The following is a 15,647-nucleotide window of genomic DNA, read 5'->3' as shown; positions in this document are numbered from 1 at the left end:
GAAAGCCAGAAGGCCACGGAGAAGGTGATCACAGGGGTCTCAACCGCCAGGAAAGCTGCTAATCCATGCGATTGGGCGGTAAGGGTACTGGTGGGAGAGGGCCAGGTTGAGACTCACCCCTGACGGGGTGAGGGAGACTTGCAATCTCCAAATAAATCATTTAAATTGATTAAATCGGTCCTACCGAAGGATAAGAAGTCGAAGATGCCATATTCCAAGGTAGGGCCGTACAAGTGCAAAGGAGCAAGATGGGCAAGAAAATGAAGAAGTCGCTGGGTCTGACAGCTTTGGCGGTAGTTGTGTCGCTCTGTTTGTCCGCCTGTGGTGGGTCGTCCTCTTCCGCGGGGGGGGGGGTGACTCCATAAAAGTCATCTATCAGAAGACTGATCAGTTCACTCAGTTTGATACACAGGTAAAAAAGGCAAAGAAGATATTCGAAAAGGAGCACCCGGGCAAGAAGGTCGACCTGCAGCCTATTTCGGCGCAGGAATCCGATTACAAGACCAAGCTCTCCCTGTCACAGCGGTCGCCTGCGACCGCACCGGATGTCCTCTACCAGGATTCTGACAGTCTGCAGGCCGATGCCGATGCCGGCTACCTCTACAACATCAAGCCCTTCGTGGACAAGTGGGAGGACTGGAACAAGTACTACATCGAGAGCGCCAAGAAGATCGGCACAGGCCGTGACGGTGTCTACGGGGTCCCCGCCGACACTGACACCAGGGTCATCTGGTACAACAAGCACGTCTTCGAAAAGGCGGGTATTCCTATCCCCTGGCAGCCGCACACCTGGCAGGACCTGCTGGACACAGCGGCTACGATCAAGGCCAAGGTGCCGGGTGTGGTCCCCATGAACATGTTCGCCGGGACGGCCATCGGCGAGGGGACATCCATGCAGAGCTTCTATCAATTGCTCTACGGAACCAAGCAGGGAAACAAGGCCCTGATGGACGTCAAGACGGGGAAGTGGACCATCGGTTCCCAAGGGTTCAAGGATTCGCTGAACTTCCTCAAGACCATATATGACAAGGGCTATGCCCCCACTCCGGCCCAGGCGCAGGATGTGAATATCGGCGGGACGATCAGTATGGATTGGCTTCCCAATGACAAGATCGGCTTTACCTTGGACGGCAGCTGGCTGCCCTCCACATGGATTAAAGGCGGGTCCAAGGAGTGGCCGGATTACGAAAAGACTTTGGGGGCTGCCCTCTTCCCTAGCAAGACCGGTGCGAAACCAGAATACGTCACCTCTTCCGGCGGGTGGACCCTGGCTGTTGGCGGCAAGTCCAAGAACCCGGAGCTCGCTTTCGAGTTCATCAAGCTCCTAGGCAACAGGGAGTTTTCATTGGAGAAGGACATCAAGGAGTCCAAGATCGCGGTCAGGTCCGACGTGGCCAAGGATCCCAAGTATCTGGCCACCAACGCCTTCACGGAGATCACTACCAAGGCCCTGGATTACACCCATGTCCGCCCCAGCGTGAGCGAGTACCCCAAGGTCTCGGCTGAAATCCAGAAGGCCACGGAGCAGGTGGTGACCGGTGGAATGTCGGTAGACGAGGCCGCCAAGGCCTACGACCAAGCGGTAACAGGCATCGTCGGCCAGGACAAGGTTGCCACCAGGGAATAGGACCTGGTGATCGGTCGGGCGCGGCCTGCTTCCTGGCCCTGCGCCCGACCTCCCGTCCTGGAAAGGAAATGCCATAATGCATACTGCAAAACGGTACTGGACGGTCCTGCCCGCCATAGTCCTCATGGCCGTCTTCATGCTCGGTCCCATCATCTGGGCCTTCTACGGGTCACTGACCAATGTCTCCCTGAGTGGGCCCACCGCCACAGCGCCCGCCTTCGTCGGCATGAAGAATTATTCACACCTCTTCACCGATCCAAGTTTCCCCAGATCCGTATGGCTGACTGTGATCTTCGTCGTGGTCAGCGCCATAATCGCTCAAAACTTTCTGGGTCTAGCCTTGGCGGTTCTCCTACAGAGGGCCAACAAAATCGCCGGCAAGTTCGTCTCCACAGCCGTCGTGGCCGCCTGGGTCATGCCGGAGATGGTTGCCGGGTTCGCCTGCTACGCCTTCTTCTCCAAAGAGGGTACCCTCAATCAGATCCTCTCCCTTTTTGGGGTTCATGGGTCGGAATGGCTCTACCTCTTTCCCATGTTCGCGGTCATATTGGCCAACATCTGGAGGGGTACGGCCTTTTCCATGATGAACTACCAGGCCGCCATCGGTGAGGTGGACCGGTCCCTGACCGAGGCCGCCGTGGTCGACGGTGCCAACGCCTGGCAGGTCTTCATCCATATCACTGTTCCCGTTATCAAGCAGACCATAGTGACCAACCTCATGCTGATCACCCTGCAGACCATGTCTGCCTTCACTCTGATCTTCGTCATGACCTCCGGCGGGCCCGGAGACAAGAGCACCACACTGCCAGTCTTCGCCTACAAGGTGGCCTTCAAATTCGGCGACATCGGCTACGGGTGCGCCATCGCCGTGGTCATGCTCTTCATCGGTGCGATTTTCGGCATCGTCTATGTCAACGCTCTTAAGGACGAGAAAGGGGTAACCAATGAGTGAAGCAATCAGACAACCTGTTGCAAGCCGGCGCCCGGCCCGCACAGTCGGGCATAGGGGGAGGCTGAACACCCCCACCTCGCCCACCAGGCATGGCCTGTCCGCCTGGCTGTCCTACATAGCCATGGGGGTCGTCTTCGTGGCCTTCATCCTTCCCCTCCTCTGGCTCTTCTTCGCTGCCTTCGACGGGGAAGCCACCTTCCAGACCAAGATTCCCCGGCATTGGACTCTGAAGAACTTTGCAGCCATCATGACCAAGGACCAGACCTTCCTTCCCCTGTGGAACAGCTTTCTGATCTCGGCCGTGGTCACGGTGATCGTGCTGGCCTGTGCCGTTCTGTGCGCTTACCCCCTCTCCCGGTACCGGTCCAAGTTCAACAAGCCTTTCCTCTACACCATCCTCTTCGGCACCTGCCTGCCGATCACCTGCCTGATGGTCCCGGTCTACTCCCTCTTCGTCATGCTTCACCTCCTGGATTCAATGACGGGGACCATACTCTTCCTGGCGGCATCCTCGCTCCCCATGGCCATCTGGATGACCAAAAACTTCATGGACTCGGTCCCGGTCGAGTTGGAGGAGGCCGCCTGGGTGGATGGGGCCAGCATGCTTAAGTCCCTGCGACTGGTGGTGGTTCCGCTGATGAAGCCGGGGCTGGCAGCTGTCAGCATCTTCATACTGATGGGGACCTGGGGGAACTTCTTCGTCCCCTACATGCTCCTCTTGTCGCCCAGCAAGCAGCCGGCCTCAGTGACCATATACTCCTTCTTCGGCCAGCATGGGATGATCATCTACGGCCAGTTGGCCGCCTTTTCCCTGATCTATTCCCTCCCAGTGGTGATCATGTATGTCATCGCCAACCGCTTCCTGGGGACATACTCCCTGGCCGGCGGTGTGAAGGGATGAAAAGACGGTTGCGCGGCGAGGACCGGCGCCGGGAGCGTGCCCCTCACAGCGGAATCTGTGAGGGCAGGGTGTCGTCATCGGTCGGCCGGGTAACCTCGTAGGGGGGCATGATGGGAAGTCATCCTCCCAGCCGTCTAACCGCAAGGAAGTAGACAAATTCACAACCACCAGGGAAAGATTTGTGATGATGGCAGAAAAAGGTGTGCGGAATGCGGCGCAGGCGGTGGCAACCGACAAAGAAGTAAACTAAACTAACTTTTGCACAGGTTGCAAAAGACAATGTACGTGCGGGGTCTTCTGGGACCCGCCAACGAGGAGGTTGAACATTGGGATTCACGCGTGAGGAAAAGGTCTTGTGGAGGCTGGACAGGCTTCTGGGCCAGCACCTGCAGAACGCCCTGTACCGTCACACCTGTCCTGTTTCAATCGAGTCCTGGGATGTCGCCGGCGAACCCGTCGACTTCCAGACGGCCAAGCAGGCCGAATACCGGCCCATGTCGGTCGGGGACCCGTGGGGAACGGCCTGGGACACCTGGTGGCTTCACGTGACCGGCCAGGTGCCGGCTGAGTGGGCCAACGAGGCGGATACCCGCCCCGAGCTGGTCGTCGATCTGGGCAGGGTCGGACTAGGTCCCGGCTTCCAGGCCGAAGGCCTGGTCCGTCGCCCGGACGGGACCGTGATCAAGGCCGTGGAGCCCTTCAACGGGTGGGTGCCGGTGCCCGAACCAGGCCAGCCCTGCGAGTTCTACATTGAGGCTGCATCTAACCCCCAGATCTCCAACGGTGGGTCCTTCCACCCGACCGAGCTGGGCAACGAGGGGGTGGGCAAAGAGCAGGGCATCTACCGTCTGCAGCGGCTGGAGCTGGGCCTGCTTGACCTCCAGGTCTGGAACCTGATCCAAGAACTTAAGGTCCTCGAGGGTCTCCTGCACGAGGTGGACCCCACTCGCACTCGTTACGCTAACATCCTGGATGCCATCGAGGCCGCACTCAACAGCATCGACCCCAATGATGTGGCAGGCACCGCGCGCCGTGCCCGCCAGTGCCTGGTGGATGTGCTCAGCGCACCCGCCACCAAGGGTCACACCGTCTATGCCGTAGGCCACGCGCACATCGACTCCGCCTGGCTCTGGCCCCTCAGAGAGACCCCGCGCAAGGTGGCCAGGACCTTCAGCAATGCGGTCGAGCTGGCCGACGAGTACCCGGACTTCATCTTTGCTGCCTCCTCGGCCCAGCAGTACCAGTGGCTCAAGGACAGCGAGCCCGATGTCTACGAGGGTGTCAAGCGCAAGATTCGCTCCGGCCAGTTCGTCCCCGTCGGGGGGATGTGGGTTGAGAGCGATGCCAACCTGCCAGGTGGCGAGTCCCTGGTTCGCCAATTCCTCCAGGGTGGCCGCTTCTTCCAGGAGGAGTTCGGCGTCACCTCGCACGTCGCATGGCTACCGGACAGTTTCGGCTATTCGGGCGCCTTCCCGCAGATTGCCCGCCTGGCAGGCATGGACTACTTCCTGACCCAGAAGATTTCCTGGAACGACACAGACACTTTCCCCTTCCACTCCTTCATGTGGCAGGGAATCGACGGGACGGAGATATTCACCCATTTCCCGCCGGCAGACAAGTACAACTCCGATGCCTCCCCGGCCGATGTAGCTCGCTCCGAGAAGAACTTCACCGAGAAGGGGAAGGGGGCTTCCAGCCTGCTCCTCTACGGCTGGGGTGACGGCGGTGGCGGGCCCACCCGCGAGATGGTGGCGGCGACCGAGCTCCAGAAGAATCTGGAGGGTGGCCCTCGGGTTCTGATGACATCACCGGAGACCTTCTTCCGCCAGGCCAAGGAAGAGATGAAAGACCCGCCTCGTTGGGTGGGTGAACTCTACCTGGAGCTCCACCGTGGTACGGCTACCTCACAGGCGGCGACCAAGAGCGGGAACAAGCGTAGCGAGTCCCTTCTGCGGCAGGCCGAATGGTGGGCCAGTCAGGCTGCCATCCTCTGCGGAACTCCTTACCCCTACGAGGAGCTGCAGGAGATCTGGCGTAAGGTCCTCCTCTACCAGTTCCACGACATCCTTCCCGGATCGGCCATCGCCTGGGTCTATGCCGAGGTGCAGCGCTCCGACAGGAAGATTTGGGCCCAGCTGGAGGAGATCATCGACAGGTCCCTCAAGGCGCTTGCCGGCAGCGGCCCGGTCCAGCTGGAGGCCAACGCAGGGCCCCTGAGCCAGGAGGGTGTCCGCGCCGGTGCCGTGGCCGCACCCGTCAGTACCGCCAGTGGTCAGGCACGCAGGGAGGGCGACGATACGGTCCTCGAAAACGACCGTGTCTCCTTCCGTATCGATGTCAGGGGTCATGTGGTCTCGGCCGTCGACAGGGCCTCCGGCCGTGAGGTGATTGACCCGGCTGCCCCGGCCAACGTCCTCCGCCTCTTCGTCGACGCTCCCGCCCACTGGGATGCCTGGGATATCGACAAGACCTACCAGGACATGGAACTGCCTGGTGCCCAGGTCGAGGGGACTGCTCTGACCGACCAGGGGACCGTGACCGTCTCTGGGACCATCGGCCAGTCAACCTTCAGCCAGGAGCTCAGCTTGGATGATGACACTGATGCCCTGGTGATTCGCACACACGTGGATTGGAAGGAAAGCGATAGGTTGCTCAAGCTTTCCTTCCCGACCAACCTCTACACCAAGGAGTCTGTCAACGAGATCCAGTTCGGTCATCTGACCAGGCCGGTCACCGAGAACACCTCCTGGGAGCAGGCCAGGTTCGAGGCTGCGGCCCAGCGGTGGGTTCACATCCAGGAGGGCGATTTCGGCGTCAGCCTGGCCAACTGCACCAACTATGGCCATGACATCCACCAGTTTGTCCTGCCGGATGGCAGGCCGGGCACACGCATCCAGATCTCCCTCCTGCGCGCCCCCCACTTCCCGGACCCCCGTGCCGACCTTGGAGAGCACGACTTCACAGTGGCCCTGGGTGTGGGTACCGACATCAGGCGGGCCATCCGGATGGGCTACAGGCTCAACGTCCCGGTCCGGCGGTTGACAGGCGCCCACCCGGTAGACCCCCTGGTCGAAGTGGACGGGCAGGATGTGCTGATCGAGAGCGTCAAGCTGGCCGAGGACAGGTCGGGCGACTTGGTCGTCCGTCTTTATGAATCCGCCGGTGCCCGTTCCAGAGCTCGGCTGACCACCTGCTTTGATTGGTCCAGCGTCGACGAAGTGGGCCTCATGGAGGTTCCCTGCGATGCTGTCCAGCCGGCCATACGGTCCAAGGGTGAGGACGGGATCGACCTTGAGCTCCATCCCTTCCAGATTGTGACCCTGCGGTTCCACAGGTCCTGAATCGAGTGAAAGGTGCCGCCCGACAGGTTGCCGGACGGCACCTTTTATTCGCTTGTCAGATCGCTGACCGGTCTCTCCCGGACATCCCCGGGGCCGGGCCGGGTGTTAGATCGTGGTCCAATATGGCGCTGGCAGCTCCAATGGCGGCGATGTCGCCCCCCAAGGTGGTCGACAGGACCTTGAAGTCATGAACCTGCCTGAGGACGGACCGCCGCCTGAGAACTTGGGCCACTCTATCCAGGTAGATGTCTTCCAGAAGGTGCCAGTAGGGACCCCCGAAGACCACTGTGTCCATATCCCACAGGTCGGTCAGGATGGTCACAGCCCTGCCGATTCGCCCTGCCGATTCCAGGAGGAGGTCTCGGCAGACCTCATCGCCACCGTGGGCCCGTTGGCAGAGCGACTTGAAGGCCTCATCCAAGAAGGGGAGGTCAGCGGAATCGTTGAAGGCCCGCGGGTCCTGCACGTGGGTAGGAGCGGGGAAGAGGCCCTCCTTCTCAGCCTGTTTGACCAGGGAGCGTGGATCGCAGGTGACGGCTACGCACCCCCTTTGCCCACACCAGCAGGCAGGGCCCGAGGTGTCGACGACGATGTGTCCCATCTCTCCCACGTTGCCTGTCCTACCTTGGTAGACATGGCCATGCCTGACCGTCCCGAAAGCGATGCCCAGGCCCATGTACATGAATAGGAAGTCCTGGCCGGTTTCCTCTCCCCTGCCCGCCCAGGTCTGGCCATGGCAGGCGGCAGTCACGTCTTTCTCCATGAAGACGGGTAGACCCGTGCTCAATTCCAGGTCGTGGGCCAGTCGGACGTTGCGCCAGCCGGAGAGGTTGGGTGGGTCGAGCACGGTCCCCCGCCTTGCATCGACTGGGCCGGGGATGGCTATGCCAATTCCCCCCATCCTCTTTCCGGGAATCCCGTTGCGTCCAAGCAGAAGAGAGACCGTCGAGGCCAGTGCTGCTATGGCCTGGGCAGAGTCGTCAGGCAGGTCGGGCAGGTCTCTGTCGATGATATGGCCGGCCAGATTGATCAGAATGACGGTGGTCTTGGCCGGTTCCAGATGGATTCCCACGGCATAGCGGCCATCGGGATTCAATCTGATTGCCGTGCGGGGCTTCCCCCTGCCCACCGTCACCGTTCCCTCCTCTTGGACCAGTCCACTGTCAATCAACTTGCGGACCATGTTGGTCACCGTCTGGCTGGTCAGGCCGGTCAGGTGGGACACCTCTACCCGACTGATCTGTCCGGCTTTTCGGATGGTGTCGAGAACCACACTGCGGTTGTAATCGCCGACGGCGGTAAGGTTGGTCCCTTGCAGGAAGGGGGATTCTGACTGTTTGGAAAGGGACATTCTTGCCTCATTGATCGATGGTTTCCGCATCCCTGGTCCGAGCCAGTGCGGATGGATGGCCCTTTCGGCATCGGGGAGGGTTTCTTGTATGTCATTGATTTTATTGGCATGAAGCGACGTGGATGGGTAAGCAGGGCGGGCGTACCGGGCCAGGACCGTGTTGGGAGGGTAGGGGCTGATGGCCCCGGCCCGGCTGATTCGACTGATGAAGTCCTCCCCGTTTTACGCAGTGGCCGGTCTCTGTCTTGTCGTCTGTAGATGGCGAAGTGGCGGCCGACGTTGATTCCCCCTACGCGGCTTGGAAGAATCATCACTGCGAGGCGGTCCGATTGCCCTCGTAAGTGTGCTGAGGGAGGGAGCTCCGTTGAAACTACCGATTCAATGCGCACCGCAGTATGTTCAGAGCGCTACAGGCCCACGTTGGCATTCATCGTTTGCAAATACTGGATACTCTGATGAAGCATATTGACAATTCTTCCGGCCAAGACGAGCCCTTCCCTGTCCACGCATCCGGTCTGTGCAAACAGGTTTCGCCCAGGAAAGGGGAGAGCATAACTCTTCTGGACAATGTGGAGTTCACCGCCTCTTGGAGAGTCATGACCGGAATCGTAGGGCCATCGGGTAGCGGCAAATCAACCTTGCTCTACTGTCTGGCGGGTCTCGAACCAGTCAATTCCGGCAAGGTTGAGGTCCTGGGTCAATGCATTTCTGCCATGGGGCCTGCAGCGTCGGCACGGTTCCGGCGTGCGCACCTGGGCTTTGTTTTCCAGTCTTATAATTTGGTGCCTTCGATGAGTGTGGAGGACAACCTCAAACTGCCCTTCATCCTGCGTAAGACCCGCTGGCCGGAGGATCAGGCGGCCAAGCTGCTCACCAGACTCGGCATCAGAGGGCTGTTCAAAGCCAACGTGACCCTCCTGTCAGGGGGCGAACAGCAGCGTGTGGCCCTGGCCCGTGCGCTGATTTCGGATCCCGAAATCATCTTCGCTGATGAGCCTACGGGCGCCCTTGATCAGGGGACCGGAGATGCGGTCGTCAATGAGCTCGTTGCCTTCGCCAATCGGCCGGGCCACGCAGTAATCATGGTCACCCACAGTCCGGAAGTCGCTTCCCGCTGCAACACACTGGTGCATCTCCGTGACGGTCGCATATCAACAGACGACAAGGTTCCCATGCTGAAAGCGAGCATCTGATGCGACTTCTACTACGAGATTTCAAAGATGCCCCCTTGGCTTGGTCTGGCATCATGCTCGTGCTGATTGCTACACAGACCATGGTCGGTCTGCTTGCCATGATGCTCTCTTCAGCCAGGGACCTGGGCGATCTCCCCGGCATGACCGAGCAAAGCCGCACCGCCTACCAAAATTTGATGATCCCCTTCGTAGCTCTCCTCATTGCCGCAGTATTGATCGTTCTGCAAGTTGTTTCATCAGTGATCAACCAGCGACGGCGCAACCTCGCCCTCCTGGCCTTGCAAGGCGCCACACCCTGGCAGCTGACCTCGCTGACCTGTTTGCGCGTGTTCATCTTGGCGCTCGCGGCCAGCTTGGTCTCGCTGGTGGTTTCTTTTCCGCTGGTCCGCCCCCTCTATGCCTGGGAGACTTCGCAGTTCCTGATCGGCAAGCAACCTTTCATCGCTGGCTACCAGCTGGCTTCCTGGGCAGCAGGAGCCACGTCCGGAGTATTGGTGGCCTTGATCGGCACGCTGCTGACCATCCGAACCATCAGTAAGATCAGTCCCGTGGAATCACTGCGGGCCGCAATCAGCCCTCCAAAAGCAGCGGGTCTGGTTCGTCGTATCGCCGCTATTTTGTGTTTGTTGGCAGCATCGACAGTCATGCTGATGCCGATTATGCAAGCGCGGACCATCCCTGATGAGCAACTGGTCCGTTTGCACACTGCGGCACCCATCCTGCCCATCGCCATGGGCAGCACTTTCGGCTTCGTGCTCATGCTGGCCGCAATCTGCTTGGCTGGTCCTTCTCTGCTGGGCACGGTCACCAGCGGTTGGACCAGGCTCATCGTTCTCCGCAAGCCCTCGTGGCTGGTTGCTTGCCGGCAAGCCGGTACCCGCATGCGTAGCCTCAGCTCCACGGTCATACCGCTGGTTGTGGGGGTTTCATTGCTGATGATGACGGATTCCTTCTACCAGACCAGCGCCGAATCTAGTCGCTTGCTGCCTCCCAACCTGGATGTCAGCAGCTCCGACTTCTCCATGCTCATTACGCTCCTGGGTCCCGCGCTGGTCGTCACGCTGGCTGGAGTATGCGCAGGATACCTGATCTCAGCCCATGGTCGAAGCCTGGATCTGTCCCTCATCTCGATCGCTGGCGCGGATCCGAACCAACTTGAAATCATGTCCGCTCTCGAAGGGCTCATCATGGCAACCACCGCCGTACTGATATCCCTCACCTCCAGCCTTCTGCCAGTCTTTGCCTATGCAGTCGGATTCCATAAGGTCTTCGGCGCTGCCAGCATCGGCATACCTTGGACTCACTGGGCGCTGGTGTACCTGCTGCTGACTTCGGCGGCATCACTGGCTTCGTGGGCCACGGTGCACAAATCAGCAGGTCGTTCCCCTGCCGGTGTGGTAGCACAGTACACTGGCGAATGAACCTGGGCATCCTCGGCATGCGGCGTGAGGGGGCACGATGAAGGGCATAGCAACCAACCTCTTCGAGCTGTTGAGCAATCAACGCTTGACCAGATTTGTCATGCCTGTGCTGAGCCTGGTGTATACGCTTCTCTATGTCAGCGCCCCCATGTTTCCTCCAGTCTGGGCCGAGAACATTCCTTTGCCCGTTTGGAAGACGGTCATCGGCCTGATCGGATTCCTGTGTTCCTGCCTGCTGTATTGGAGCAGGCAGCTTTCCCTGCTCATCACGATCATGGAGACCCTGATATACATCGGTCTGTCATTTGCCACTTCGGACGATAGCTTCCTGATACCCCTGGTGGGCGCTCTCTATTTCTGCGTCTGTTTATCACCGGTACCCAAGATTGCGGCAGGCGTGGGTGAGGCAGTCGCGGCCGTCAGTCTGGTCACCTTCAGCATGCATGCCGGGCACATGCTCTTTCTGGAATGGTCGGCCAGGATGGCTGTCATCATGGCTGTCGTAGCCGCTGCCATAGCTGTCAGGTCCTACCGGATTCGACGCGAGACGCAGCAGCGTGAGGAGCGGGAGCGCATCCGCTCTGAGATGCTTGCCAGACAAAGGGATCTGGCTATATCACGAGCCCAGGTGGCAGGGGAGTTGCACGACAGCGTGGGCCATGACCTCACCACGATTATCGCCCTGACCCAGGGATTCGCTGACTCGGTTGAGACCGAGGAGCTGCAGGAGGTGCTTAAGGACATCAATCAGGTGGCCAGGGATGGGTTGGCCGACACCCGACAAGCCGTCCGTACCCTTGTTCAAGAGCATGAGGCGCTACCGGAAGGGTCCGATGATGATGGGCACAGGTTTGGTTCCAGGCTGCACACGCTCGACGAACTCGACACCGTAATTGCCCATGCCCGCGCGGCTGGTCTGGCTGTCGTGTCTACCGAAACAGGGCATCAGCGGCACGATCCCAGACAGGATAACCTCTGCTTCATCATCAGCAGGGAGGCAATCACCAACACGCTCCGGCACGCCTCAGACCCGAGCACCATCGTCATCTCCCGTGACTATGAGCAGGGCGGTACCCTCCGCATCAGCATTCACGATGATGGGCACGGGAATGAGCATGGGCAAGTCTTGGGCGATCAGCAACCGGCCATTCATGATCATCAAGGAGTGGGCCTCAAACAAATCAGCGAGCAATGCCGACTGATGGGAGGGAGCCTGAGTTGCGGACCGAGCGAGAACGGGGGATGGGCGGTAGAAGCCATCCTGCCTGGCACCAGCGAGAAAGGGTGCAACGCCCATGATTGACCTGATGCTGGTCGATGACCTTGCGCTCCTCCGCAAGGGGTTGGTACGCATGATTGAGGCCGACCACGATTTGCAGATCGTCAGACAAGCCTCCAACGGTCAGGAGGCAGTGACCATGCTTCGTGAGATGAAAGCAGCCGCGCAGCCACTTCCTCGGGTGATCCTTATGGACGTTCGGATGCCGGTGATGGACGGCATCAGCGCCACTGCGGTCATTTCCAAGGAGTTCCCCGACATTCGCACGCTGATCCTGACCACCTATGACGAAGACGATTACGCCTTCACCGGTCTGCATGCAGGCGCCTATGGCTTTCTGCTCAAGGATGTATCCATTAGAGACCTGCACCGAGCCATTCACGCAGTGGCTGATGGGGACGCAGTGCTTACCCCCCGTATCACAGCAGAGCTCATCAAACGCGACAGAGCCTATGCTCGGCATAAGGTCAGTGATCCGCAGGCCAGGCAGCAGCTGGATAAGTTGACCCCCAGGGAGTACGAGATAGCCGGGCTCATCGCTCAAGGGCTATCCAATCAGGAAATAGCCCAGCGCCTCACTCTCGAAATTACCTCTGTCCGGCGCTACGTAAGTCGCATACTCGACAAGACCGGCCTGCGAGACCGTACACAAATCGTCATCACATGGTTTCAGGCCGGAATGTCTGACTGACGATTCATGACCAGCCGTTCCAGGCACTGGAAGGAAAAAAGCAGAAAGAACGATGGATCTTCAGTTCCGTTGGATGCTGTTTAAGTAAGCTGAAGCACAAAGCACAAAGCACAAAGGGGTGGCCAAGCATTCGACAGAGGAGGGGAACTATGGGAATCCGTCTGGTGAGGATGGATCACCCGGGGGCGGTAAATGCCGAAGCGATCTGGGAATATCTGCAGTCCTGTCGTGCTCGGCCTGAGGATGAAGCGGCCGGGCTCGGCCCCCTGGAGGACTGCCGCAGCCTGGATGAGGTTCGTCAGTCAGGCCTGCCGGAGGTGGCTCGTCAGGCGCGCGGCGATGATCTGCCGTCGGGGTTTGTGCCCGCCCTGCAGTTCGCAGCCATGGATCCCAGCGGCAAACTGGTGGGGATGATTCAGTTGAGGCTGCAGCTTACAGAGGCGCTTCTACGCTCGGGCGGCAACATCGGCTATTCAGTTCGCCCTGATTCTCGTCGGCGGGGTTATGCCGGGCTGATGCTGGATGATTGCCTGCGACGGGCGGCCGCTCTTGGCATGAGCCGGGTCCTGATCACCTGCTCCCCGTCGAATCTGGCCAGCCGCCGGACCATCCTCTCGCGTGGCGGGCAACTGGAGAATGTGCTCCTCAGCAGCTTTGGTCAGCCAGTAGAACGATATTGGATTGATTTGCATGCCGAAGCGAGCCGACCAAAGAACGCGTCCGCGTGAACCAGTGTGAAAGAGACCAATAGATTCCTCGTGTCGTAGCGCGTCTGCGGGGTTCTTCTGAGAGAATGGCATGTATGGTCTGGCTGATTGTCCTGGTATGGGTGCTGGTGGTGGTGGCATTCGTTGTATTTGTCATGCGCTTGGCGCTTGGTGAGTCCCAGGACCGTGCCTTCTCCCAGTCTCTCGATGAGCGTGTGCGCCGGGCTGCACGCCGTCAGCAGGAACGAGAGAATAAGCTGCCGCGGATAGCAGGCGGGCACCTGTCGTTCTCCCCTGGCTCGGGCGAGGACGTATCAACAGCTGAAGACGGTGAACATCCCTATCCGGTCTATGTCAATTCCTCCTCCGTGGTGGAGGTTCGGGGTCTGCTGGCCTCCGATTCCACGGACGAGTTAAATCTGCCCCCGCCACCGAGCAGCGATTCCACATCGTCGGTCAGCCCGAGACAAAAGAAGAATGCTGTACCGTCGGTCTCTGCGACCTCTGGGCCTCCAGCTCCCAGGAACTCCGCCCCACGATCATCCAGCCCCGAGCCTTCGCGTCCACAGCGGAGGGAGCCTCAGACCACCACCTCCGACGTCATGCCTGCAGTCAAGAGCGGTTCGCAGACGGAAAAGAGCCACCCAGGCGGAAAGTGACCGCTGGTGATAACCGTCCGTGTCCCTTTTCGCCCTTAGGCTGGTACCTATGACAACACAGCAGCTCCTTATTCTTATCGCGGTGTTGATCGTCCTGGTGCTGGCGGTGGTCGGTATTCTGGTGGCGGTCCGCAAACGCCGGTCCCAGGGGGATTCCACCCGTCCCGGCAGGACGGAAGAGCCTGGTGATGGCCGCTCTTCTTTGCCTCCGGAGTCGGCGACCTCTGCAGAAAATAGCCAAGCTGAAGGCCGACCTGATGCCTCCCCAGCAGCTTCGTCGGGTGACCGGGCAGTCCACTCTGCCTCGCCTGTATCGGATGTGTCCCCCAATTTGGACGCACCTAAAGGTTCAGCAGGCTCAGTCGCTTCAGAGGCATCCAGTCAATCGTCCTCAGCCGATCAAGCAGCACCGTCGGCACAGGAGGAGCTGGCTCACCCGGAGGCATCCGCATCCCGTATGACCAGGCTCAAGGCCAGGCTGGCCAAGAGCCCCAACCCCTTCGGCAAGGCCCTCTTTGCCATTCTGACCAAGGATCATCTGAGCGAGTCCGACTGGGAGGATGTGGAAGACACCCTACTCATGGCGGATGTGGGTGCCGAGGCCAGCGAACAGCTGGTGAAGCAGTTGCGCGACGATGCCCGGATCACCGGGCAGAAGGACCCAGCAGCAGTGCGTCGTGGCCTTCGTCAACGCCTGATCGATCTGGTCGACCCCAACATGGACCGAACTCTGGCGGCTGCCCGACCCCAGGCCAACAGGCCGTCGGTCATCATCATGGTGGGCGTCAATGGTACGGGCAAGACCACCACCGCGGGCAAGCTGGCCAGACTCTTCGTGGCCGATGGCAAGTCGGTGGTCATGGGTGCTGCCGACACCTTCCGTGCCGCCGCCGCTGACCAGTTGGAGACCTGGGGCGGCAAGGTGGGCGTGCCCGTGGTCCGTAGCGACCGCGACGGTGCCGACCCGGCCTCGGTGGCCTTCGAAGCCGCGGAACGGGCCAAAAACGAACATGCAGATGTTCTCATCGTGGACACAGCCGGACGCCTGCAGAACAAGGCCAACCTGATGGATCAGCTGGGCAAGATCCGGCGGGTGATCGAGAAGAACCTGCCCGTGGACGAGGTTCTGCTGGTCCTGGATGCCACCACCGGGCAGAACGGGATGATCCAGGCCCAGGTCTTCGCCCAGGCCATTGGGGTCACAGGCATTGTCCTGACCAAGCTGGACGGCTCGGCCAAGGGCGGCATCGTCGTTTCTGTCCAGCGGGAGCTGGGCGTGCCTGTCAAGCTGGTCGGGCTGGGCGAGGGTCCCGACGATCTGGCTGTCTTCGATCCCGAATCCTTTGTCGACGGCATTCTGGGAGACGAGTAGTCCGGCCAGTCGGTCGGCTAGTCGGTCATAAGGTGGTCATCCAATAGTCACCCGCAGGTAATGCGGCGGTGACCTGACCGTCATCCGCTTCCTGTTTGATGAATCGGGAAGTGGAAGAGATTCTGACGTAGGCTGTCCGGAGGGAAGTCCTCT

12 protein-coding genes are annotated in these 15,647 nt (G+C 60.0%); 11 read left to right on the top strand and 1 reads right to left on the bottom strand.

The annotated features are described in order from the left end of the window. Positions 1–307: 307 nt before the first annotated feature. From ACVWNW_RS04170 to ACVWNW_RS04155, 4 genes are all read left to right on the top strand, one after another. Entirely contained in the window at positions 308–1,627 is a 1,320-nt protein-coding gene (locus ACVWNW_RS04170; protein ID WP_110425918.1) for an extracellular solute-binding protein, read from the top strand. Between the two features lie 76 nt (positions 1,628–1,703). Further along, entirely contained in the window at positions 1,704–2,579 is an 876-nt protein-coding gene (locus ACVWNW_RS04165) for a carbohydrate ABC transporter permease (protein ID WP_110425917.1), read from the top strand. Further along, the gene (locus tag ACVWNW_RS04160; protein ID WP_454483187.1) at positions 2,572–3,480 is read left to right on the top strand and encodes a carbohydrate ABC transporter permease; all 909 of its coding nucleotides are present in this window, start codon (positions 2,572–2,574) and stop codon (positions 3,478–3,480) included. The genes ACVWNW_RS04165 and ACVWNW_RS04160 overlap by 8 nt, the downstream gene beginning before the upstream one ends. Positions 3,481–3,806: 326 nt before the next feature. Beyond that, on the top strand, positions 3,807–6,821 hold the full coding sequence (locus ACVWNW_RS04155) for an alpha-mannosidase (protein ID WP_454483185.1): 3,015 nt from the start codon (positions 3,807–3,809) through the stop codon (positions 6,819–6,821). Between the two features lie 55 nt (positions 6,822–6,876). Here ACVWNW_RS04155 and ACVWNW_RS04150 read toward each other — a convergent pair whose 3' ends face one another. Next, a complete protein-coding gene (locus ACVWNW_RS04150; RefSeq protein WP_454483183.1) occupies positions 6,877–8,172 on the bottom strand; it encodes an ROK family transcriptional regulator in 1,296 nt (431 codons plus the stop codon). A 455-nt stretch (positions 8,173–8,627) separates the two neighbouring features. Here ACVWNW_RS04150 and ACVWNW_RS04145 point away from each other — a divergent pair, with 455 nt between their 5' ends. The 7 genes from ACVWNW_RS04145 (at position 8,628) to ftsY (ending at position 15,494) form a co-directional block, all read left to right on the top strand. Further along, positions 8,628–9,365 (top strand): ABC transporter ATP-binding protein, encoded by a 738-nt coding sequence (locus ACVWNW_RS04145; protein ID WP_454483181.1) that lies wholly within the window; start codon positions 8,628–8,630, stop codon positions 9,363–9,365. 53 nt (positions 9,366–9,418) lie between these two features. Beyond that, a complete protein-coding gene (locus ACVWNW_RS04140; protein WP_461196322.1) occupies positions 9,419–10,786 on the top strand; it encodes an FtsX-like permease family protein in 1,368 nt (455 codons plus the stop codon). A 37-nt stretch (positions 10,787–10,823) separates the two neighbouring features. After that, positions 10,824–12,089 carry a sensor histidine kinase gene (locus tag ACVWNW_RS04135; protein ID WP_454483177.1) on the top strand — a complete coding sequence of 422 codons (1,266 nt, stop codon included), beginning with the start codon at positions 10,824–10,826 and terminating at the stop codon, positions 12,087–12,089. Further along, on the top strand, positions 12,082–12,756 hold the full coding sequence (locus ACVWNW_RS04130) for a response regulator (RefSeq protein ID WP_454483175.1): 675 nt from the start codon (positions 12,082–12,084) through the stop codon (positions 12,754–12,756). Before ACVWNW_RS04135 ends, ACVWNW_RS04130 begins: the two co-directional genes overlap by 8 nt. Positions 12,757–12,905: 149 nt before the next feature. After that, complete coding sequence (locus tag ACVWNW_RS04125) at positions 12,906–13,484, top strand: GNAT family N-acetyltransferase (RefSeq protein WP_454483173.1); 579 nt, start codon at positions 12,906–12,908, stop codon at positions 13,482–13,484. 74 nt (positions 13,485–13,558) lie between these two features. Then, positions 13,559–14,122: a hypothetical protein gene (locus tag ACVWNW_RS04120; protein WP_454483171.1), complete on the top strand. Its 564-nt coding sequence runs from the start codon at positions 13,559–13,561 to the stop codon at positions 14,120–14,122. Between the two features lie 49 nt (positions 14,123–14,171). Then, positions 14,172–15,494, top strand: coding sequence for a signal recognition particle-docking protein FtsY (gene ftsY, locus ACVWNW_RS04115; RefSeq protein ID WP_186363938.1), 1,323 nt, complete (start codon positions 14,172–14,174; stop codon positions 15,492–15,494). The last annotated feature ends 153 nt before the right edge of the window (positions 15,495–15,647 follow it).

This window comes from Bifidobacterium sp. JNUCC 75 (assembly GCF_054819865.1).
This window is presented reverse-complemented; position numbering and strand designations above follow the sequence as displayed.

Coding starts and splice junctions, on each gene's coding strand:
- ACVWNW_RS04165 (WP_110425917.1), top strand. CDS start 1,704: ATGCATACTGCAAAACGGTACTGGACGGTCCTGCCCGCCATAGTCCTC.
- ACVWNW_RS04160 (WP_454483187.1), top strand. CDS start 2,572: ATGAGTGAAGCAATCAGACAACCTGTTGCAAGCCGGCGCCCGGCCCGC.
- ACVWNW_RS04150 (WP_454483183.1), bottom strand. CDS start 8,172: ATGTCCCTTTCCAAACAGTCAGAATCCCCCTTCCTGCAAGGGACCAAC.
- ACVWNW_RS04145 (WP_454483181.1), top strand. CDS start 8,628: ATGAAGCATATTGACAATTCTTCCGGCCAAGACGAGCCCTTCCCTGTC.
- ACVWNW_RS04140 (WP_461196322.1), top strand. CDS start 9,419: ATGCTCGTGCTGATTGCTACACAGACCATGGTCGGTCTGCTTGCCATG.
- ACVWNW_RS04135 (WP_454483177.1), top strand. CDS start 10,824: ATGAAGGGCATAGCAACCAACCTCTTCGAGCTGTTGAGCAATCAACGC.
- ACVWNW_RS04130 (WP_454483175.1), top strand. CDS start 12,082: ATGATTGACCTGATGCTGGTCGATGACCTTGCGCTCCTCCGCAAGGGG.
- ACVWNW_RS04125 (WP_454483173.1), top strand. CDS start 12,906: ATGGGAATCCGTCTGGTGAGGATGGATCACCCGGGGGCGGTAAATGCC.
- ACVWNW_RS04120 (WP_454483171.1), top strand. CDS start 13,559: ATGGTCTGGCTGATTGTCCTGGTATGGGTGCTGGTGGTGGTGGCATTC.
- ftsY (WP_186363938.1), top strand. CDS start 14,172: ATGACAACACAGCAGCTCCTTATTCTTATCGCGGTGTTGATCGTCCTG.